This window comes from Psychromarinibacter sp. S121, from assembly GCF_049801035.1.
Lineage (GTDB): Bacteria > Pseudomonadota > Alphaproteobacteria > Rhodobacterales > Rhodobacteraceae > Psychromarinibacter.
In genome coordinates this window covers 213,811-233,310 of sequence record NZ_JBNAGE010000002.1, presented here as the reverse complement: position 1 = coordinate 233,310, position 19,500 = coordinate 213,811, and the positions used below count along the sequence as shown (strand labels likewise).

Annotated in this window: 16 protein-coding genes; 5 read left to right on the top strand and 11 right to left on the bottom strand. The window is 64.1% G+C overall.

All coding sequences use genetic code 11. The features are described from left to right. Positions 1-32: 32 nt before the first annotated feature. Positions 33-950 carry a flagellar motor protein MotB gene (locus tag ACP156_RS09425; RefSeq protein WP_425051060.1) on the bottom strand — a complete coding sequence of 306 codons (918 nt, stop codon included), beginning with the start codon at positions 948-950 and terminating at the stop codon, positions 33-35. Positions 951-1,208: 258 nt separating this feature from the next. Here ACP156_RS09425 and ACP156_RS09420 point away from each other — a divergent pair, with 258 nt between their 5' ends. Genes ACP156_RS09420 through ACP156_RS09405 form a run of 4 tightly spaced genes read left to right on the top strand, consistent with a single transcriptional unit; the run spans position 1,209 to position 4,534 of the window. Then, positions 1,209-1,904, top strand: coding sequence for a sigma-70 family RNA polymerase sigma factor (locus tag ACP156_RS09420; RefSeq protein WP_425051059.1), 696 nt, complete (start codon positions 1,209-1,211; stop codon positions 1,902-1,904). Further along, positions 1,904-3,226 carry a hypothetical protein gene (locus tag ACP156_RS09415; protein ID WP_425051058.1) on the top strand — a complete coding sequence of 441 codons (1,323 nt, stop codon included), beginning with the start codon at positions 1,904-1,906 and terminating at the stop codon, positions 3,224-3,226. Before ACP156_RS09420 ends, ACP156_RS09415 begins: the two co-directional genes overlap by 1 nt. Positions 3,227-3,236: 10 nt before the next feature. After that, complete coding sequence (locus ACP156_RS09410) at positions 3,237-3,893, top strand: flagellar hook assembly protein FlgD (protein WP_425051057.1); 657 nt, start codon at positions 3,237-3,239, stop codon at positions 3,891-3,893. 38 nt (positions 3,894-3,931) lie between these two features. Then, positions 3,932-4,534, top strand: coding sequence for a YcbK family protein (locus ACP156_RS09405; protein ID WP_425051056.1), 603 nt, complete (start codon positions 3,932-3,934; stop codon positions 4,532-4,534). Between the two features lie 7 nt (positions 4,535-4,541). On the opposite strand, the gene ACP156_RS09400 is transcribed toward ACP156_RS09405, so the two are convergent. After that, complete coding sequence (locus ACP156_RS09400; RefSeq protein ID WP_425051055.1) at positions 4,542-5,159, bottom strand: hypothetical protein; 618 nt, start codon at positions 5,157-5,159, stop codon at positions 4,542-4,544. A gap of 675 nt (positions 5,160-5,834) precedes the next feature. Here ACP156_RS09400 and ACP156_RS09395 point away from each other — a divergent pair. Then, complete coding sequence (locus ACP156_RS09395) at positions 5,835-7,661, top strand: hypothetical protein (RefSeq protein ID WP_425051054.1); 1,827 nt, start codon at positions 5,835-5,837, stop codon at positions 7,659-7,661. 73 nt (positions 7,662-7,734) lie between these two features. Here the strand turns inward: ACP156_RS09395 and ACP156_RS09390 are convergent, their stop codons facing one another. From ACP156_RS09390 to ACP156_RS09350, 9 genes are all read right to left on the bottom strand, one after another. Then, positions 7,735-8,934: a serine hydrolase domain-containing protein gene (locus ACP156_RS09390; RefSeq protein ID WP_425051053.1), complete on the bottom strand. Its 1,200-nt coding sequence runs from the start codon at positions 8,932-8,934 to the stop codon at positions 7,735-7,737. 96 nt (positions 8,935-9,030) lie between these two features. Then, positions 9,031-10,053, bottom strand: coding sequence for an AraC family transcriptional regulator (locus ACP156_RS09385; protein WP_425051052.1), 1,023 nt, complete (start codon positions 10,051-10,053; stop codon positions 9,031-9,033). Between the two features lie 186 nt (positions 10,054-10,239). After that, positions 10,240-12,762 carry a translation initiation factor IF-2 gene (gene infB, locus ACP156_RS09380; RefSeq protein ID WP_425051051.1) on the bottom strand — a complete coding sequence of 841 codons (2,523 nt, stop codon included), beginning with the start codon at positions 12,760-12,762 and terminating at the stop codon, positions 10,240-10,242. Next, the gene (locus ACP156_RS09375) at positions 12,759-13,397 is read right to left on the bottom strand and encodes an RNA-binding protein (RefSeq protein WP_425051050.1); all 639 of its coding nucleotides are present in this window, start codon (positions 13,395-13,397) and stop codon (positions 12,759-12,761) included. Before ACP156_RS09375 ends, infB begins: the two co-directional genes overlap by 4 nt. Before the next feature lie 22 nt (positions 13,398-13,419). Then, on the bottom strand, positions 13,420-15,066 hold the full coding sequence (gene nusA, locus ACP156_RS09370) for a transcription termination factor NusA (protein WP_425051049.1): 1,647 nt from the start codon (positions 15,064-15,066) through the stop codon (positions 13,420-13,422). Between the two features lie 6 nt (positions 15,067-15,072). Further along, entirely contained in the window at positions 15,073-15,657 is a 585-nt protein-coding gene (gene rimP, locus ACP156_RS09365; RefSeq protein WP_425051048.1) for a ribosome maturation factor RimP, read from the bottom strand. 142 nt (positions 15,658-15,799) lie between these two features. Further along, complete coding sequence (locus ACP156_RS09360) at positions 15,800-16,537, bottom strand: metallophosphoesterase (protein WP_425051047.1); 738 nt, start codon at positions 16,535-16,537, stop codon at positions 15,800-15,802. Beyond that, on the bottom strand, positions 16,537-18,132 hold the full coding sequence (gene serA / locus ACP156_RS09355) for a phosphoglycerate dehydrogenase (RefSeq protein WP_425051046.1): 1,596 nt from the start codon (positions 18,130-18,132) through the stop codon (positions 16,537-16,539). The genes ACP156_RS09360 and serA overlap by 1 nt, the downstream gene beginning before the upstream one ends. Positions 18,133-18,263: 131 nt before the next feature. Further along, positions 18,264-19,409 carry a phosphoserine transaminase gene (locus ACP156_RS09350; protein WP_425051045.1) on the bottom strand — a complete coding sequence of 382 codons (1,146 nt, stop codon included), beginning with the start codon at positions 19,407-19,409 and terminating at the stop codon, positions 18,264-18,266. Positions 19,410-19,500: the final 91 nt, after the last annotated feature.

The following is a 19,500-nucleotide window of genomic DNA, read 5'->3' as shown; positions in this document are numbered from 1 at the left end:
CCCTACCGCCACGCAGGACAACGACCGCGCCGTCAGTTCGACGCGGGCCCTTCCTCGGTGCCGGGCAGGCGAAGCTCGATGGTGACGCGGCGGTTCCGGGCGTCGTTGGGGTCGTCGGCGTACAGGGGCTCGACAGCCGCCATGCCGGTCACGCTTTTGATCCGCGCGGCGGCGATCCCCTCGTCCAGCAGAAGCCGCCGCGTTGCGTTGGCGCGGTCGGCGGACAGTTCCCAGTTGCCATACTCGGTGCCGTCCCGGAACGGGTGAGCATCGGTGTGGCCGGTGATGGTGATGTCCATCGGCAGCCCTTTGATCGCAGGCACGACCTCGGCCAGGATCAGGCGCAGGTCTTCGCTGGGATTCGCGCTTCCGGTCGGGAACATCGGGTGATCGCCAAGATCGACAACCTCGACGATCATGCTTTCGTCCAGCACCGTCACCTGCAGGTTCGCCGCCAGATCCGACAGTTCCATCTTCTCGGCGAAGCTTTCCTCGATCTGGTCCAGCGCCTCTGCCAGACGGTCCGTCAGCATCGTGGTCGGTTCGTCCACGCGGGGCTCTTCGGTCGATCCGTTGTCCAGCTCCAGCCACGGGTTCACCGCACCGGTCCGGGTTTCTGCGATGTCGGCCTCTTGCTGACCTACCTCGTCCGGGCCCTTCGGCATCGATTCGGCGTCTGGGGTCGGTTCGCTTTCCGGTGCCTTTATCGCGTCGATCACGACGCCAAGACCGCTGATCTCGACCAGCGGAACCTCGGACGGGGTGAAATACTCGGCCAGACCGCGAAGCTGTTCCTCGTCGGACCCGGACAGGATCCAAAGCAGCAGGAAGAACGCCATCAACGCCGTCATGAAATCAGCATAGGCAACCTTCCAGTTGCCTCCATGGTGGCCCTTGGTCACCTTCTTCGGTCGCTTGATGACGACGTGCGGTTCGTTCTTCAGGTACATGTTACTCAAACTTTCCGGATTCGGACCAAGGCGGCCGGACTCAACCAAGACAACTTGCCTGACCTTAGCACGTCGAACTTGCGAAAAAAGTAAAACTTGGCAATGATTATCGCATGAGCCGCGGAATCAGGATCATAACGCCGTTCTTGGTGGCAAACGCCAATTCCCTGTTCAGCCCGAGTCCTGGGCGAACGGGTTTGGGCCACCCGGAACCGTGGACCATCCTGCGCCGTGGCGCCGATTGTTTCGGGGACGCCGATGCTTGACAGCTCCACGATCCACACGCCGAACGGACCGGTCGCGCCGGTCTGGCCCGGTCTCGTTGATGACGAAGTGCGTCAGGTCGTCGAAGACAACCTGCCCATCGTTCAGGCGATGGCCCGCCGCCGGACCCGCGATCCGCAGGATCAGGCCGATCTTGTATCCGCCGGGGTCGAGGCGATGATCCGCTGTCTTCCCAACTATGTGCCGCAGCCGGACGTGCCCTTCTTTGCCTACGCCACGCGCTACGTGCGGTCCGCCATGGCGCGCGAAGCCGCATTTATTGCCCGCTCGGTCAGCATTCCCGAGCGCAAGTCCCGCGATGCGCGGTCCGGTCGGATGGCCGAGGATGAAGCCGCGCTGGTGCGCGGGGCGATGCGGGCGACCGACATAACCGACATGCAGGACGAACTTGCGTCACCGCAGGCCGCCGCCGACACCGGGCTGGTCCGGCAGGAAACCGACGACGCGATGCGCGCGTTGCTGGATCTTGCGCTGTCCTCGCTGACAGAGGCCGAAGCGCAGGTGATCCGTGACCGGCTGTCCGCCGACCGGAACACCAGTACAGGCGAAGCGATGCTTGACAGTTTGGCCGGTAAGATGCGAAAAATTGAACAAAGGGCTTTGATGCGGATGCGGACCTTCCTTTTGCGTCGCGGGATCACGGCCGACTTCATGAATTCGGGGACCTGATGGACATTTCGCTTCCGACCCTGCCGACCTCTGCCCCGCCTCGTGCGGCGGCTGGCGACCGCTCGGCTGATGGAACGGGCGCGGACGGCTTCAGCCGGCTGCTTGGCGAAGAGCCCGCCGCGGACAAACCCGCGGCCGGGCCTGCGAAAGCATCCGAGGAAACAGAACAGACAGGCGACGACGAGCAGATCGAAGACGAAGCCGGTACGCAGTCCCCCGCGGAAGACGGGTCAGCAAAGGACGGCGCGGCCAAAGAGGTCCGGAGCGAAGACGGACTTGAGGCGAGCAGGCCGGTCGGGACCGACATAGACATGTCCGGTGAATTCCGGTCCCGACCGGCGCAGGCAAAGGAAGAGGCACCCGAACCGGTGCCGGACATCACGCCGGAGTTGCAGGCGGACACGGTGGAAACCCCTGCCCCGCAGCAACCGGCGCAGGCGATATCGCCAGAATCCGTCTTGCCCGAAACCACGGACGCACCGATCGCCCCCGGCCCACAGCCCGTTCCCGAAGACGCCGATGCAGAGCTTCCGGTTCTTGATGCCGAGATGCCAGAGATCGCGCCGCTGCGGGCAGCCGCCGAGAAGACCGCGACACCGGTCAGCGCCGCCAAGACCTCGGAGCCGGTGCAGATCGTGCAGCAGATCACGACCTCCGCCGAGACCGCGCAGCCAAAGGCAGCGGCCCGCGCCGAAGCCACCTTCGCGGATCTCGTCACCGAAGCCACGCAAGACTCGGGCGAGGCCGCCGAGATACCGCGCCCCCGCACAGCAACGCCAGCACCGCAGGTGCAGTCCACCACCACGCAACCGGTGGAACAGACGCTGTCGACCGCGCAGATCCGCGCCGCCGTCGCGCAGCTGACGCCGGCGCCCACGCAGGAAACCCCGCAACCCGCGCCGCAACCGAAATCGCCCATCGTGCAGAAGGTCGTCGATCAGGTCGCGCAGCTTCCGACCGAGCCCGGAACCACCACCATCCGCCTGAAACCGCACGGCATGGGGATCGTCGAGATCTCGGTCGAGCGCACCAAGGACGGACGGCTGGACGTGGACATGCGGGTGCAGAACCCGCTGGTGCTGGACGCGATGCGCAACGAGCGCGGCGCGCTGTCCCATCTGTTTCAAGGCAACGGCGCCAACGGATCGCTTTCGATGGACCTGTTCCAGCCCGGTGCCGGGCGGAACGGGCAGGACGCGCCGGGCGACACGTCCGATCAGACGTCCGAACCCCTTGCCGACGACGCGGGCGAAGAGCCGGTCGAAACTGCCGCCGCCGCGACCCCGACACGGGTCTCGAGCGGCCTCGATATCCTGACATGAGGACCCGACAATGAGCATCAGCACCGTCTCTGCCGCGACCGTAACCACCACCTCGGAATCGACATTGTCCCAGCTTGGCGAGGACTACGAAACCTTCCTTGGCCTGCTGGTCGCGCAGGTTCAGAACCAGGATCCTCTGGAACCGATGGACGCGACCCAGTTCGTCTCGCAGATCGCGACGCTGACGCAGGTCGAGCAGTCGGTGAACATGAACGCCCAGCTCGAGCAGCTTCGATCCAGCCTTGCGCTGACCGCATCCATGTCCGAAGCCTCGCTGATCGGCCGCACCGTTTCCGTGCCATCCGACACCATCACGTTGCACTCGGAAGGGATGCCGCTTGCCTTCGGCTATGAACTTGAAGGAACCGCAAGCGCGGTCAGCGCGGTCATCACCGACGCCAGCGGCAACGTCGTGCGCACCATCGGCGACCTGTCGACCGCGACCGGCGTGATCAACGATGTGGTTTGGGACGGCTACGACGCCAACGGCGACCTCGCCCCCGTCGGGACCTACCAGATTTCCCTGACCGCTACCGACGCGACCGGCGGGTACAACACCTATGTCCGCGACACGGTCAACTCGGTGTCCTACGTCGGCGGTCAGCAGATCCTGAACCTTGCCGATGGCACCATGGCCAGCAGCGGCGACATCGTGATGATCGAGTAGATCGGCCACTTCACGGCGGATAGAGTGCGAAAAACGTTATGAATCTCTCACGACGCAGTTTCATCGGCAAGGTCGCCGCCACCGCGGCCTTCGGTCTGGCGCCGGGCATCCCCGCCCTTGCCGCCGGACTGGACATTCCCGCACCGGTCCGCACCGACAGTCGCCTCGACAAACTTGTGCCGTTCATCGAACCGTACCTCGACCTCTACAACCCCAACACCGATGAACGGGAACGGGTCATGTTCTTCGGCACCTCGGGGTACGACCTGAAAGGGTTGCAGACGATCAACTACCTTCTGCGCGACTGGCGGCAGAAGCAGGTGGTTCAGATGGACGTCCGGCTGTACTGGGCGCTTGCCGCGATGCGCACCGCCGCCCTGCGCGACGGTCTGACCGGCGAGATTCAGGTGAATTCCGGCTATCGCAGCAAGCGGACGAACGACCTGCTGCGGGCGGAAGGCTACGGCGCGGCGGTCAACTCGTTCCACACGCGCGCCCGTGCGATCGATTTCGTGGTGAAGGGTGGCGACGTCGCGAACGTGGCGCGCTATGCCCAGTGGTTGCAGATCGGCGGGACCGGGCACTACCGCGGACGGTTCGTGCACATCGATTCCGGCGATCAGCGGGTCTGGTTCGGGTAAGCCCGGATCAGCAAGCTGTCCGGACGGATCCCAAGATCAGGATATCGGAAACTTCGCGTTTCATTCTCGCATAGCCGCGCTTCATATCGTCCTGCGAGGCGAATTCGGTGTAGCCCGGCGCCGTCCCACGCCAGATGTCCAGCAGGACGCTGGTCTTGCGCGCGGACAGCGGCGCCTCGGTCCGGTATTCGGAAATAAGGCTGCGTTGGGCGCGGGCGACACGAACACCGTCCGGCGCGTCCGCACGGTTGAGGTCAAGAATGCGGCCGTCGGCACTTTCAAGCCAGAACCCGCGCCGGTAGAGCGCGCCGGTTCCTTCCGCGACGGTGACACGCCCGGAAACGGCTTTCCAACTGGGCCCGTCGCGACGCGCCTCGGCTTCCGTCAGCGCATCGAGCGCAAGGAATGTAAGGTCGATCGCCGGCAGCGGAACCTGGCCCACGGGCAGCCCGCGGTTGAGAAAATTGGAAAGCGGCTGGCAGAATTCCCTGATGTGGTGGCCGACCTTCAACAGGCGTGCGCCCTTGAGGTCATCGGTGCCCAGGCTGGCATTGCGAGGGGAACAATCCCGGTTAATCGCAAATAGCTGGGCGGTGCGGAGTTCTTCCGTCTGTGTTTGTGTCACTGTCATCTCGGTCTTTGAGGAACCCGGCGTCTCGCTCTTTTTGGCGAGCTCCGGATTCGCTTTTAAAGTGTGTCTCCGAAATCGACTCTCGCATGACATGCTTGAAGCTCAAATCAGTATCCCTGTGCATTTCTCGGATTTTATCCACAGATCGGCGCATTAACCACAGTTGTGTGGTCAAAGCCGCAGCAACCCCTAGATTGTGTCCGGATTGTGTTCGGTGAACGCGTTTGATCGAACGATTGATGTGCGAAAAATTTTCCGGTCCGTTTCCGAGGGGAGATGATCGGTCCGGAAACCTCTGGTTGTATCCGGAATGGCGAAAAACTGCCGATCGGAGAAATCACTCAGGTAACATGAATCATTTCGCGCTACCTTTGCGGGAATCCAACGGACGAAGCACCACGCGAATTCTGCGAGAATTTCAAATAAGGCAGAAATTTGGCTTGCGAGGACGCGAAATGCGAAATACTATTAATCATGTGCAGCACGTTGCTGTATGGTATGCGAATATCGTGGTGTGAGTTTTTCAATGGTACTGAACGCAATGATCCGGAACACGTGCAATTTCAAACGACGCCCGTCGCACATGGCCCTCGCGGTCCTGCCCGGCGCGTCTGACACGAGGCTCTGCAAGCGGCCCCACACGGCCGACATGATCGAAAGGGCAACGGCATGACGACAGTCAAAGGCCCCGCAAGCGCCGAACGCCGCGCCACCGCTCCGACAACGAAGGAAGCGGCCCGCCTGACCTTCGACGTTGAAGAGATCACGCCGGAACGCGCCTCTCGTCTGCTTGAAACGGCGGTGAACCCCGTCGAGGACAAGAAGGCCATCTCGACCTACGCGCAGGCAATGACCAACGGCGCGTGGATCCTGAACGGCCAGCCGATCATTCTGGATGAGGCCGGCCGCGTCATCGACGGCATCCAGCGCCTGAACGCCTGCATCAAGGCCGGCGTAGCGTTCCAGACCATTGTCGCCCGCAACGTCCGGGCCGACACGCTTCATACCATCGACCAGCATCGCCGCCGGTCCTATCAGGGCGTGCTTGAAAGCCGCGGCGTGCGCAACGCGGGCAAGGTGGTCCGCACCATGTCCAAGCTGATCCGGATCGAGAACGGCAGCCTCGGACGCGAGAACCTTCCGATCAGCTGGTCGCGTTACGACCGCGTCCTGTCGGCCAACCCCGAGCTTGAAGAAGCCTGTGACATCGCCGAGAACACCCGCGGCAGCCGCCTGCACTCGACGGCGCGGCCCGTGCTGGCCTTCATGGCGCTGCGGGCCGGTCTGCGGGCCGAATTGCTGACCTTCCTGCGCGAAATCGGGCCGGACCGGTCGTCTGGCCTCGACACCCCGGCGGGCATGTTCTGCATGCAGGTCAACGTTCTGGAACAGAACGGCCTGCCCCTGCCCGTAGACAATGCTCTGGCGCTGTCGATCCTTGCCTTCAACGACCACGTCAGCGGCCGCAAGATCACCCAGCACTACGCATGGAAAGAAGATTTCGGCGCCACTCCGATGGATGACGAGGGGCACCCCATCTCGCGCGCGGCGCTGCGCGAACATGCGCCCGCCAACCTTGGCCTGCCGCTGGTCGACGGGTATCCGGGCCTGCGCGAAGGCCGGTTCGACACGTCGTCTGCCACCGATGAATTCGGCGGCCGCACCGACGAGGAGATCCTGAAGGGCGCCCAAAGCGACGAAGGCCGCGAACGCGTCCGCATGATGACCGTGACCCCGGATCTGGCGCGCGAGTGGATGCAGTTCAACTCGGGCAACCGCAAGGTCCAGAAGAACCACATCGACGTCATCAAACGCGACATCCTCAACGGCAACTGGATGCTGAACGCGCAGCCGATCTGCTTTACCGGCGATCCGATGGCTGCCGCCAACGACGACGCGCCGCGTCTTCTGAATGGTCAGCACCGTCTGCACGCGATCATCGCGGCGGATGCGCCGATTGAGGTTCCGATCGCGACCGGCATCCCGGAAGAGGCCTTCGCGACCTTCGATACCCACGCCAAGCGCACCGTGCGCCGTGCCGGCAACCGCGTCGATGACCGCGTTCTTGCCGCCGCCGCCAAACTGCAGTGGAAAGAGGACAACAACCTGCCCCTGACCGGCAGCGGCAACAGCCCCTCGGCGACCGAGATCCTTGCGACGCTGGACAAGCATCCGGACATTTCCAAGGGCTTCGCCCGCTCGCGCCGTCGCGGCATGACCGAAATCGGATCGTCCGGTGTGATGACCTACTTCATCTACCGCGTGATGCGCGAACACGCCGCGCTGGGTGAAGAGTTCCTCGACGGCATCGAATACGGTGCCAACCTCGACAAGGACAACCCGATCCTGTCGCTGCGCAACATCGCCAAGGGCCGCCGCGGCGGCCTGACCCGGGGCGAGACCCTGACGATGCTTCTGGAACACTGGGACGCCTTCCGGGAATGGAAGGCCGAACAGGGCAGCGCGCCGAAGAAGAAACAGCTCAAGCTGGTGTAAACATCGGCGACGGAACAAGGGGCGGTTCATCCGCCCCTTTTCTTTTCAACGCATCGCGGATTTCGTGGGACGCCTAGGCGCTTTTCATCGCCGCATAGACCGCGCTTTCAAAATCCATGTAGCCGGGGAACGAGACCCCGTCGCCGAATGGCAGGATCTGCGTCGCCCAATAGCCGCCGATCCCGTTCTCCCGGTCGATCCAGTAATAGCTGTTGGCCAGCCCCGCCCAGCCGATCGAGCCTGCGGGCCGGCCCGTGGGCGCCTCGGCGTTGTTGACCATGAATGTGTAGGACCAGTCCTTTTCCAGCCCGGGAAAGAACTCGGCGTCGTTCGACAGGGACGGGATCACGCCCGGCAGCATCGTCACCTTCTGTGGTGGAACCAACGCTCCTTTCACGGCCCAGTCCACCGTTTCCGGCTTCAGAACACGGCCCTGCGGACCATCCCCGTCGTTCAACCACATGCGGATGAACTTCATGTACTCGGGCACCGTGCCGTACAGGCCGTGACCGCCCATATCGACATCCGGGTTATCCGGCAGCGCGAAACCGTCCATGGGCGTCAGGCCGCCATCGTCTTCACGTGCGTGTATCGTCGCGGTGCGCTGTTTCATGGCCGGGGTGCGGGTAAAGGCGATCTCGTCCATTCCAAGGGGGTCGAACACACGCTCGCGCATCACCTCTCCCAGTCGCTTGCCGCGAATTCCCTCGACGACCTGACCGACCCAATCAATGTTGGTCCCGTATTCCCACTTGGTCCCCGGATCGAACAGCAGGGGCGTTTCGATCGAGGCGCGGCTGGCCGTGACGACAGAGGGCTGGCGGTGTTCCTCGGCCATGCGCTTGTAGACCTCGTTGAAGAAGTCATAGCCAAAGCCCGCCGTGTGCAGCATCAACTGCCGGGTCGTGACGTCGGTCTTCGGCGCGCGCAGCCGGGGCGTGCCGTCGGCATCGAAACCCTCTATCACCTGAAGCTCTCCGATGGCGGGAGCGTAGGTCCGCGCCGGGGCGTCCAGATCCAGCAACCCCTCTTCTACGCATTGCAGGGCGGTGGTTCCGGCAATGGCCTTGGTGGTCGAGAAGATGGCAAAGACCGTATCCTCGGTCATCGGGTCCCCACCCAGACGCCGCTCGCCGAAGCTGCCCGCGTAAATATCCTGACGGCGGTCCGTCACCATGGCGACAACGCCCGGCACGCGGGACGCGCCGCGTGTCACCTCTTTCAGCACGGCGTCGCAGCGGGACTGGATATCGGATGTGATGATGTCTTTCATGTTTTCCTCCCTTGAACAGGTGGAAGGAAAGATGCCGCTGTCGGGCGGGTCGCGCCGTCCGCAATCGGAAGGGTCTGTTCCGTTTCGGAAGCAGAGTCAGTGTGGCCGGGCCGTGCCGACGCTGTTGGCCCGCGTCTGCGACGGCAACTCGCCGAACCTGTCGCGATAGCGGCCCGCCAACGCGCCGAAGTTGGCAAAGCCCCAATCAGCCGCGATCCCGGTCACTGTCCGGTCGGGCGGAAGCTGTTCCAGATCGGCACGGAAACCCTCCAACCGGCGCGCCGCCAGAAAGTCGCGGGGCGACAGGCCGCGGAACCGCCGGAATCCGCCCGACAGCGTCCGGGCCGAGACGCCGACCCGCTGCGCGATCTCTCCGATCGTGGGCCCCTCGCGGGCCTCGGCTTCCATGATCTCTTCGGCGCGGCGAACATAGCCGGGCGCGGCGCTTCGGGCGCCGTCTTCCAGCTTCAGCCCGGCCGCGCTGGCCCAGTGCCGCAGAAGTTCAACGCAGAGAATTTCCTCGATGTGACGCGCCAACACGGCGTCGGCCGAAACCGCCCCCGCCCGCGTCATCGCCCGCGCCGCATAGTCCAGCAACGACGACCACGCCGATTGCGGGCCGCCGATCTTCACCCGCGAGGTCCAAAGGCGGTCATCCGGAACGTAGCCGAACCAGCGTTCCGCAGTGTCCGCCATCACCTGATGGGGGATCGTCAGGTTCAGCTGCATGTGGTCCGGATCGCCTTCCAGCCAATACTCTGCGCGCGAGCAATCCACGACAAAACTTTCTCCGGCGCCCGTCTCGACAGAGCCGCCGTCGGTCTGGTGGTCCAAAGCGCCGCGCAGGGTGTTCAGCACAAGGATGTTGCCCGCGTCGGGATCGAACTGATCAAGGTAGATTCCGGTGCCGTAGGAAAAGCGCGTCATCGTCACCTGACCGGCCTTGGCCGAGATCATCGTGGCGTCCGGGCGCGACAGCCGGTCCAGCGGACGCACGCGATAGGGCATGTAGACGGACCGGCAAAAAGCCTGAACCTCGTCCCAGTCGGCCGAGCGTGTCTTGGACCCATGCTGGATCGGCGTCCCAAGCGCATCCAGAACAAGCGCATGTTCAAGCAAAACCCCGCTCCTCCTCGTGGTTCCCTGAACGATGGTAGCACTGATTTGACCAAGGCGAGAAATCAAGTTGCCGCGTCAGCCACGGGAACGGGGTGCGGGCGGCCACGGCGACGCCCCTGCATCTCGCAAAGCAAAACGGGCCGAGGTTTTCCCCGGCCCGTCCGAATTCCTGAACGCTGTGGCCGATCAGGCCAGCGAGCGTTCGACTTCCTCGCGCTCGAAGATCTCGATGACATCGTTGGGACGAATGTCTTCGTAGTTCTCGAAGGCCATACCGCATTCCTGGCCCGACTGAACCTCGGCCACTTCGTCCTTGAAGCGCTTCAGCGTCTTCAGCGTGCCTTCGTGGATCACCACATCGTCGCGCAGAAGGCGGACGCCGGCAGAGCGGCGGGCCACACCTTCGGTGACAAGGCAGCCGGCGACGTTGCCGACCTTGGAGACCTTGAAGACCTCCTTGATCTGCGCGTAGCCGATGAAGTTCTCGCGGATCTCGGCGCCCAGCAGGCCCGAGGCCGCTTTCTTCACGTCGTCCACGAGGTCGTAGATCACGCTGTAATAGCGGATCTCGACGCCCTTCTGGTTCGCGGCGTTCCGCGCCGGTGCGTTCGCACGGACGTTGAAGCCGATGACCGGAGCACCCGAGGCTTCAGCAAGACCAACGTCGGTTTCGGTGATGGCGCCCACACCATAGTGAAGCACCCGCACGCGAACCTCGTCGTTGCCGATCTTTTCCATCGCCTGAACGATGGCTTCGGCAGAGCCCTGCACGTCGGCCTTCACGAGAATCGGCAACTCGGCCACGTTCTCGTCTTCCTTGGCCTTCGCAAGAAGCTGGTCCAGCGTGGTCGCGGCACCGGCAGCGGCACGTTTTTCCTTCGCGGCGTCCTCGCGGTACTCGGCGATTTCCCGAGCCTGCGATTCCGTTTCGACGACGTTCAGCACGTCGCCCGCTTCGGGCGTGCCGTTCAGACCGAGAACCTCGACCGGAACCGACGGACCGGCTTCCTTGACGCGGTCGCCCTTGTCGTTGATCAGCGCGCGCACCTTGCCCCACTGTTCGCCGACGACGAAGATGTCGCCCTGCTTCAGGGTCCCGTTCTGAACCAGAACGGTGGCGACGGGGCCGCGGCCCACGTCAAGCTGCGCTTCGATCACGGCGCCTTGGGCGGCGCGGCTCGGGTTGGCCTTCAGTTCCAGGATCTCGGCCTGCAGCGCGATGGCTTCAAGCAGTTCGTCCAGACCCTTGCCGGTGTGCGCCGAGACTTCGACGTCCTGCACCTCGCCCGACATCTTCTCGACGATCACTTCATGCTGAAGCAGATCGGTCCGAACCTTGTCGGGGTTGGCAGCCGGCAGATCGGTCTTGTTGATCGCGATGATCATCGGAACACCCGCCGCCTTGGCGTGGTTGATGGCCTCGATCGTCTGCGGCATCACCGCGTCGTCGGCGGCAACCACAAGAACGACGATGTCCGTCACCTGAGCCCCGCGCGAACGCATCGAGGTAAAGGCGGCGTGGCCCGGGGTGTCGAGGAAAGTCAGCAGCGAGCCGCTGTCCGTCTTCACCTGATAGGCGCCGATGTGCTGCGTGATGCCACCCGCTTCGCCGGCGACGACCTTTGCGTTCCGGATCGCGTCCAGAAGCGAGGTCTTGCCGTGGTCGACGTGGCCCATGATCGTGATGACCGGCGGACGCGACTTGAGGTCCTCGGCCTTGTCCTCGACGGTGTCGATCACCTGTTCCACGTCGGCATCCGACACGCGGACGACCTTGTGGCCGAATTCCTCGACGATCAGTTCCGCCGTATCGGCGTCGATCGACTGGTTCTGGGTGACCATCATGCCGTTCTGCATAAGGGCTTTCACCACGTCAGCGACGCGTTCGGCCATGCGGTTGGCAAGTTCCGACACCACGATGGTCTCGGGCACCTGCACGTCGCGGACGACCTTCTCGCGGCTGTCGCCGCCGCCCATCGCCTTCTGACGCGCACGCTCTTGCTTGCGCTTCATCGCGGCGAGCGATTTCTGCCGGCCACCTTCGCCACCGGACAGAGCTTGGTTCAGCGTCAGCTTGCCGGACCGGCGGTTGCCGTCGTCGCGGCCACGCTTGGCCGGACGCTCGCGGCTTTCCGTGCGCTCGCGGTCGGGCTTGCGGGGACCGCTCGGGCCTTTCGCGGCACGGGCTTCCTCGCCTGCGGGATCGGGTGTGGGCGCAGCGGCGGCCGGCTTGTCGGCCTTCGGCTTGGCGCGTTCGGCCGCGGCTTTCGCCTTGGCTTCCTCGGCCTCGCGCTGGCGGCGCTCGTCTTCCTCGGCCTTGCGCTTGGCAGCTTCCTCGCGCTCGCGCTCTTCGCGCTCCTTGGCCTCGATCTCGGCACGCCGGCGCTCGCGCTCTTCCGCGCGCTGCCGTTCGTCTTCTTCGCGCTGCTTAGCCTCGTCAGCCTCGCGGGCCTTCGCGGCGGCAAGCGCCTTCATGCGGCGTTCGAGTTCCGCATCCGAAATACCCGCGGGACGGCGCGAGGGATCACCCCCGTCCTTGCCGCCACCCGACGATTTGCCTGCGGCACCGGGCTTCGGCACGACAACGCGCTTGCGTTTCGTTTCCACCACCACGTTCTTGGTCCGTCCGTGGCTGAAGCTTTGCTTCACGTTGCCAGAACGCGGGCCACCACGCAGACCAAGAGGTTTCTTGCCGTCAGTATCGCTCATCGCGTCTTCAAATCCTTTCCGGAGGCGTCGTTACCCCCGTTCGTCCTGCGCAGGCCAGAGAGCCGCGCGGCTTCCTCTACTACACGTCTCGTGAGTCCGCCAGTCGCAAGCGCGCCATGTATCACATGTTCGCGCCCGAAAGCCAAACCCAATTCATGCGCCGAAAGCACACCCACAAAGGACTCTTCGCCCTCCGGCGCCTTCAGCTTGCTCTTGCCCCGCTCGGATCCGTCGGAGGCCTGGATCAGCACCACGGCCTCTCCGGTATCGAGCCAGCTCTTGACCTTCTCGTAGCCCGCCACGGCCCGGCCCGCCTTGCGCGCCATCGCGATCAGGTCGATCACCCGCTGGGTGACCTGTCGTTCGACCTCGTCGGCCAACGTGTCCGGAACGGTAACAGCCTGTCTGGCGGCCCGGGCAAACAGCCGTTTCTTCACGGCGTGGTCCAGGGCGGACCGGTCAGACTTTACCCAGATACCCCGTCCGGGCAGTTTTTCAAGGACGTCGGGGACAATTTGCCCTTCCGGCCCAACAACAAAGCGGACCAGCCCATCCTTGGGCTGACCCTCTCCCGTGGCGATGCAGCGCCGCTCGGGCCCCGCATCGCGGTCTTTCGGTTGGCCGCCTCGAGCCATCCGGCGCCTCCGGGGCCTGAGATCAGGCCCCGGCCTCCTGAGCGGTTTCGCCATCTTCGTCGGCGTCTTCACCCAGCTCGTCCTCGAGCTCTTCCTCGTCGGCTTCCAGTTCTGCCGGATCGACCCAGCCCAGCTGAATGCGGGCGGTCATGACCATGTCCTGAGCTTCTTCCAGCGAGACGTCGAACTTTTCGAGGATACCGTCGTCCTTCTTGCGCTCGCCGTTCTCGGTGGTCCAGCCACCGGCCAGTTCCCAGTCGGCGCAGGTCGCGAAGTCTTCCAGTGTCTTCACATCGTCCAGTGCCAGAGCCTCGACCATCTGCGGGGTCAGACCCTCGAAGTTCACAAGACTGTCCTCGACACCCAGTTCGCGAGCGTGTTCCAGCGCCTTGCGGTTCTGTTCGTCGATGAAGTCGCGGGCGCGGGCCTGAAGCTCGTTCGCGGTGTCGTCGTCGACACCGTCGATGACGGTCAGTTCGTCCAGCTCGACATAGGCCACTTCTTCAAGGTTGGTGAAGCCTTCCGACACCAGCAGCTGGGCGAAGAACTCGTCCAGGTCCAGCGTGTCGACGAACAGCTTGGTGCGTTCCTCGAACTCGGCCTGACGGCGCGCCGATTCCTCGGCCTCGGTCATGATGTCGATGTCGAGATTGGTCAGCTGCGACGCCAGACGCACGTTCTGACCGCGGCGGCCGATGGCCAGCGACAGTTGATCCTCGGGCACGACGACCTCGATGCGCTCGGCTTCCTCGTCCAGAACCACCTTCGACACTTCGGCCGGCTGCAGCGCGTTCACAAGGAAGGTCGGCTGGTCTTCGTTCCACGGGATGATGTCGATCTTTTCGCCCTGCAGTTCGTTCACCACGGCCTGCACGCGCGAACCGCGCATACCGACACAGGCGCCGACGGGGTCGATCGAGTTGTCATAGCTGATCACGGCGATCTTCGCGCGCGAACCCGGGTCGCGGGCCACGGCCTTGATCTCGATGATGCCGTCGTAGATTTCCGGCACTTCCATCTTGAACAGCTCGGCCATGAATTCCGGCGCGGTGCGCGACAGGAAGATCTGCGGGCCGCGCGGTTCGCGGCGGACATCCTTGATGTAGCAGCGGATACGGTCGTTCGGGCGATAGCTTTCGCGGCCGATCTTCTCGTTCCGGCGCAGAATGGCTTCGCCACGGCCCACGTCGACGATGACGTTGCCGTATTCCTCGCGCTTGACGACACCGTTGATGATGGTGCCGGCGCGGTCCTTGAATTCCTCGAACTGGCGATCCCGCTCGGCCTCGCGGACCTTCTGCAGGATCACCTGCTTGGCCGACTGCGCCGCGATCCGGCCCATGTCGACGGGGGGAACCTCGTCCACGATGGTGTCACCGACCTGCGGGTTGTCGAGGTACTGCTTTGCCTGTTCGACGGTCAGCTCGGCTTGGTAGTTCTCCAGCTCCTCATCCTCGACCACGGTGCGGACGCGGGTGAAGGTGGCCTTGCCCGTCTTGCGGTCGATCGACACGCGGATGTCCATCTCCGAGCCGTAGCGCGACTTGGCGGCACGGGCGAGCGACTCTTCCATCGCCTCGACCACAAGGCCGGGGTCGATCATCTTCTCGCGCGCGACGGCCTCTGCGGTCTGCAGCAGCTCAAGCTGGTTGGCGGAAGTAATGGCCATGTCTTCTTACTCCTCTTCGGACCCGCTATCGGTCTCGATCTCGTCGAATTTGCTCTCGTCCACGATGCCGGCGTCCTTGCGCTGTTTCAGCATCTCGCGGATCAGTTCGTCGGTCAGCACCAGCTTCGCGTCGCTCAGCCAGTCGAATTTCAGCCCGATGGTGACCTCTTCGCCCTGGTCTTCGAGGCTCACCAGAACCTCGTCGCCCTCGGTTCCCGCCAGCACGCCCTTGAATCGGCGGCGGCCGTCGATCAGTTCGGTCGTTTCCAGCTTGGCCTCGTAACCCTCGAAGGTGTCGAAGTCCTTCAGCCGGGTCAGCGGGCGGTCGATGCCGGGGCTCGACACCTCAAGCGTATAGTTGTCGTCGATCGGGTCCTCGACATCGAGAACCGCGCTGATCGCATTCGAGATGTCGGCGCATTCGTCGACCTCGATCCCGCCGTCGGGACGTTCGGCCATCACCTGCACCGTCTTCGTCTTGCCGCCCAGCAGACGCACGCGCACCAGCTCGAATCCCATCCCCTCGATGATCGGGGTCAGGATTTCGGCCAGCCGGCGGTCGATGGGGGCTTTGGCGATAAGGTCAGACATTCAGGTTCCAGATACGAAAAAACGGGCGCGCGGCCCGTTCATACTTGTCCGGTGGAGCCTCGGGGGTGGAAGCCGAAGCGCCGCTGTTGAGGGGCATATACGCCGCGGACCCCGAGTCTGCAAGGGGGAAGGCTGCCCCGGACTAAACCGGGGGCAGCGGAACCCTGCCATCGTCGGTCAGAACCCACACGTTGCGCCCCTCGAACACCGCGGCGGTCAGCGGCCGTCCATAGCCGGCGCCCGTGTCCAGATCGACCCGGTTGCCGTGGTTCTCGGGCACGTCGGCGGGGGTGTGCCCGTGGACCACCAGCTTGCCGTGATCCCGTTCGTCCCACAGAAAATCCTCGCGGATCCAGATCAGGTCTTCCTTCTTCTGCCGGTCGAACGGCACACCCGGCCGGACACCCGCATGCACGCAGAACAGATCCGGCGTCTCGTAGGTCAGCGGCAGCGTGTCGAGAAATCGCACATGCGCCTCCGGCACCGCGGCGCGGGCCTGCGCCTGAAGATGGAAGAAGTCGTAATCCGCCGTCACCTCGACCCCGTACGACCCCAGCGTGGTGTCGCCCCCAAGGTTGGGTTGCAGCCACCAGTCCGCCTTGCCAAAGCGCGGATCGTCCGCATCGGGCACGGACAGGAAGTCGAGAAACAGCTGGTCATGGTTGCCACGGATCGAGCGCCACGGTCGCCCCGCCCCCATTCCGGCCAGCAGGTCGTCGATCACCCCGCGCGAGTCGGGCCCGCGGTCGGTGTGATCGCCCAGGTGGATCAGCGGCGCGTCGGCATCGCCGCAGGCGGCGCGGTCCGCCTCGATCCGGGAGTGGGCAGCGCGAAGCATCTCGCGCTGCCCGTGAATGTCGCCGATGGCGTAAAGACGCATCAGGCCACGTCGAACTGAAGCGGACGCACCTGCAGGAACAGGCCGGTGTCTTTCAGCTTTTGCAGGACGTCTTCCGGCGGCTGCTCGTCAAGGTACAGAAGCGCGATGGCATCCTCGCCCAGATGCGAGCGGCCCAGCGTGAAGTTCGCGATGTTCACACCGTTAGAGCCCAGAGTGCCGCCCAGCGTACCGATGATGCCCGGCACGTCCTTGTTGGTGGTGTACAGCATGTGCTCGCCCACCTCGGCGTCGATGTTGATGCCCTTGATCTGGATGAAGCGCGGCTTGCCGTCGCTGAACACCGTCCCGGCAATCGACCGTTCGCGGGTCGGGGTAACGACGGTCAGCTTCATGTAGCCGTCGAAGATGCCCGACTTGGTCTGCGTCGTGGTCGCGATGTCGATGCCGCGTTCCTTGGCGACGACCGGGGCCGAGACCATGTTCGCATCGGGGTTCGTGGACTTCATGATCCCCGCCAGAACGGCGGTGGTCAGCGCGGCGACGTTCAGTTCCGACGCGTTGCCGTCGAACAGGATGTTGATCGCCTCGATCGGCTCGTCGGTCAGCTGCCCGGCGAAGCCGCCAAGATGGCTGGCCAGCTTGATCCACGGACCCATGACCTTGGCTTCCTCGGCGGTCACCGACGGCATGTTCAGCGCGTTCTCGACGGCGCCGGTCAGCAGGTAGTTCGACATCTGCTCGGCCACCTGCAGCGCCACGTTCTCCTGCGCTTCAGTGGTCGACGCACCAAGGTGCGGGGTGCAGACGACGTTGGGCAGGTTGAACAGCGGGTTCTCGGTCGCGGGTTCTTCCTTGAAAACGTCGAAGGCGGCGCCAGCGACGTGGCCGGATTTCAGCAGTTCGGCCAGCGCTTCCTCGTCGACCAGGCCGCCGCGGGCACAGTTGATGATCCGCACGCCTTTCTTGGTCTTCTCAAGGTTTTCCTTCGACAGGATGTTGCGGGTCTGGTCGGTCAGCGGGACGTGCAGGGTGATGAAGTCGGACCGCTTCAGCAGCTCTTCCAGCTCGACCTTTTCGACGCCCATCTTGTCGGCCTTCTCCTGACCGAGGAAGGGATCGTAGGCGATGACCTTCATCTTCAGGCCACGGGCGCGGTCGCAGACGATGCCGCCGATGTTGCCGGCGCCGATGACGCCCAGCGTCTTGCCGGTCAGCTCGACACCCATGAACTTCGACTTCTCCCACTTGCCGGCGTGGGTCGAGGCGCTGGCCTCGGGGATCTGACGCGCGACCGCGAACATCATCGCGATGGCGTGCTCGGCCGTCGTGATCATGTTGCCGAACGGCGTGTTCATGACGATCACGCCCTTCTTCGACGCCGCTTCCTTGTCGACGTTGTCGGTGCCGATACCGGCGCGGCCGACGACTTTCAGGTTGTCGGCGGTTTCCAGCAGCTTCGCGGTCACCTTGGTGGCCGAGCGGATGGCAAGGCCGTCATACTTGCCGATCACCTCGGCCAGCTTGTCCTTGTCCTTGCCGAGTTCGGGCATGAAGTCGACGTCGATGCCGCGATCGCGGAAGATCTGAACGGCGGTTTCCGACAGCTTGTCGGATACGAGTACCTTGGGAGCCATTTTCGTGGTCCTTTGATGAGTGAGGTAACATGCCCCGGACCGGATCCGGGGCCTTTGTATTCTTGGAAGTCAGCACAAGGTCCCGACGCGGGCCGGGACAGGTAGGATGGGGTTCGACCCCATCCCCCCGATCAGTCCTGCGCCTCGAGGCAGGCCTCGAAGGCCCATTTCAGCCACAGCGTCAGCTTCTCGACGTCGGCCGCCTCGATCGTGGCGCCACACCAAACCCGCAGACCCGCGGGCGCATCGCGATAGGCGCCGATGTCGTAGGCCGCGTTGTAGTCGTCCAGCTTCTTGGCCACCGCCTTGGCGAAGGCCGCGCCGTCCTTGATGCGGTCGTCGGTGAACTTCAGGCAAACGCTGGTGTTCGACCGCGTCGCCGGATCCTCGGCAAGGTTGGCCAGCCAGTCGTGCCGGTCGCAGAAGTCCCACAGGATCTTCGCGTTGGTCGTCGCGCGCTTCATCAGCTCGGGCAGACCGCCGATCTTCTTCGCCCATTCCAGCGCGACGAGGTAATCCTCGACCGCCAGCATCGACGGGGTGTTGATCGTCTCGCCCACGAAGACGCCCTCGATCAGCTTGCCGCCCTTGGTCAGGCGGAAGATCTTCGGCAGCGGCCAAGCGGGGGTATAGGACTCGAGACGCTCGACGGCGCGCGGCGACAGGATCAGCATCCCGTGCGCGGCCTCGCCGCCCATCACCTTCTGCCAAGAGAAGGTGGTCACATCCAGCTTGTCCCACGGCAGGTCTTGCGCGAAGGCGGCGCTGGTGGCGTCGCAGATGGTCAGGCCGGCGCGGTCGGCGGGGATCGCGTCGCCATTCGGCAGACGCACGCCCGAAGTCGTGCCGTTCCAGGTAAAGACGACGTCGGTGTCAAAGTCGATTTCGGCGAAGTCGACGATCTTGCCGTAGTCGGCGGTTTTCACCTCGGCGTCGATCTTCAGCTGTTTGACCACGTCGGTCACCCAGCCTGCGCCGAAGCTTTCCCATGCAACCATGGTCGCCTTGCGCTCGCCCAGCAGCGACCACATCGCCATCTCGACGGCGCCGGTGTCAGAGGCGGGGACGATACCGATGCGGTAATCGTCCGGAATGCCGAGAATCTGGCGCGTGCCTTCGATCGCGGCCTTCAGCTTTTCCTTGCCGACCTTGGCGCGATGCGAACGGCCAAGCGCGGCGTCCGACAGCATATTCAGTTCGAAGTGGGGGATCTTGGCACAGGGGCCAGAAGAGAAACGCGGGTTAGCCGGCCGCGTTGCCGGGTGATTCGTATCCATCAATGGATATCCTTCCAGATATACGCCCCTCGTTGGGGAGGGGTGTCCCACGGCCGGATTTACAGTGACGTAACTTCGCCGACAAGCCTCC

Coding starts and splice junctions, on each gene's coding strand:
- ACP156_RS09425 (WP_425051060.1), bottom strand. CDS start 950: ATGTACCTGAAGAACGAACCGCACGTCGTCATCAAGCGACCGAAGAAG.
- ACP156_RS09420 (WP_425051059.1), top strand. CDS start 1,209: ATGCTTGACAGCTCCACGATCCACACGCCGAACGGACCGGTCGCGCCG.
- ACP156_RS09415 (WP_425051058.1), top strand. CDS start 1,904: ATGGACATTTCGCTTCCGACCCTGCCGACCTCTGCCCCGCCTCGTGCG.
- ACP156_RS09410 (WP_425051057.1), top strand. CDS start 3,237: ATGAGCATCAGCACCGTCTCTGCCGCGACCGTAACCACCACCTCGGAA.
- ACP156_RS09405 (WP_425051056.1), top strand. CDS start 3,932: ATGAATCTCTCACGACGCAGTTTCATCGGCAAGGTCGCCGCCACCGCG.
- ACP156_RS09395 (WP_425051054.1), top strand. CDS start 5,835: ATGACGACAGTCAAAGGCCCCGCAAGCGCCGAACGCCGCGCCACCGCT.
- ACP156_RS09390 (WP_425051053.1), bottom strand. CDS start 8,934: ATGAAAGACATCATCACATCCGATATCCAGTCCCGCTGCGACGCCGTG.
- infB (WP_425051051.1), bottom strand. CDS start 12,762: ATGAGCGATACTGACGGCAAGAAACCTCTTGGTCTGCGTGGTGGCCCG.
- ACP156_RS09375 (WP_425051050.1), bottom strand. CDS start 13,397: ATGGCTCGAGGCGGCCAACCGAAAGACCGCGATGCGGGGCCCGAGCGG.
- nusA (WP_425051049.1), bottom strand. CDS start 15,066: ATGGCCATTACTTCCGCCAACCAGCTTGAGCTGCTGCAGACCGCAGAG.
- rimP (WP_425051048.1), bottom strand. CDS start 15,657: ATGTCTGACCTTATCGCCAAAGCCCCCATCGACCGCCGGCTGGCCGAA.
- ACP156_RS09360 (WP_425051047.1), bottom strand. CDS start 16,537: ATGCGTCTTTACGCCATCGGCGACATTCACGGGCAGCGCGAGATGCTT.
- serA (WP_425051046.1), bottom strand. CDS start 18,132: ATGGCTCCCAAGGTACTCGTATCCGACAAGCTGTCGGAAACCGCCGTT.
- ACP156_RS09350 (WP_425051045.1), bottom strand. CDS start 19,409: ATGGATACGAATCACCCGGCAACGCGGCCGGCTAACCCGCGTTTCTCT.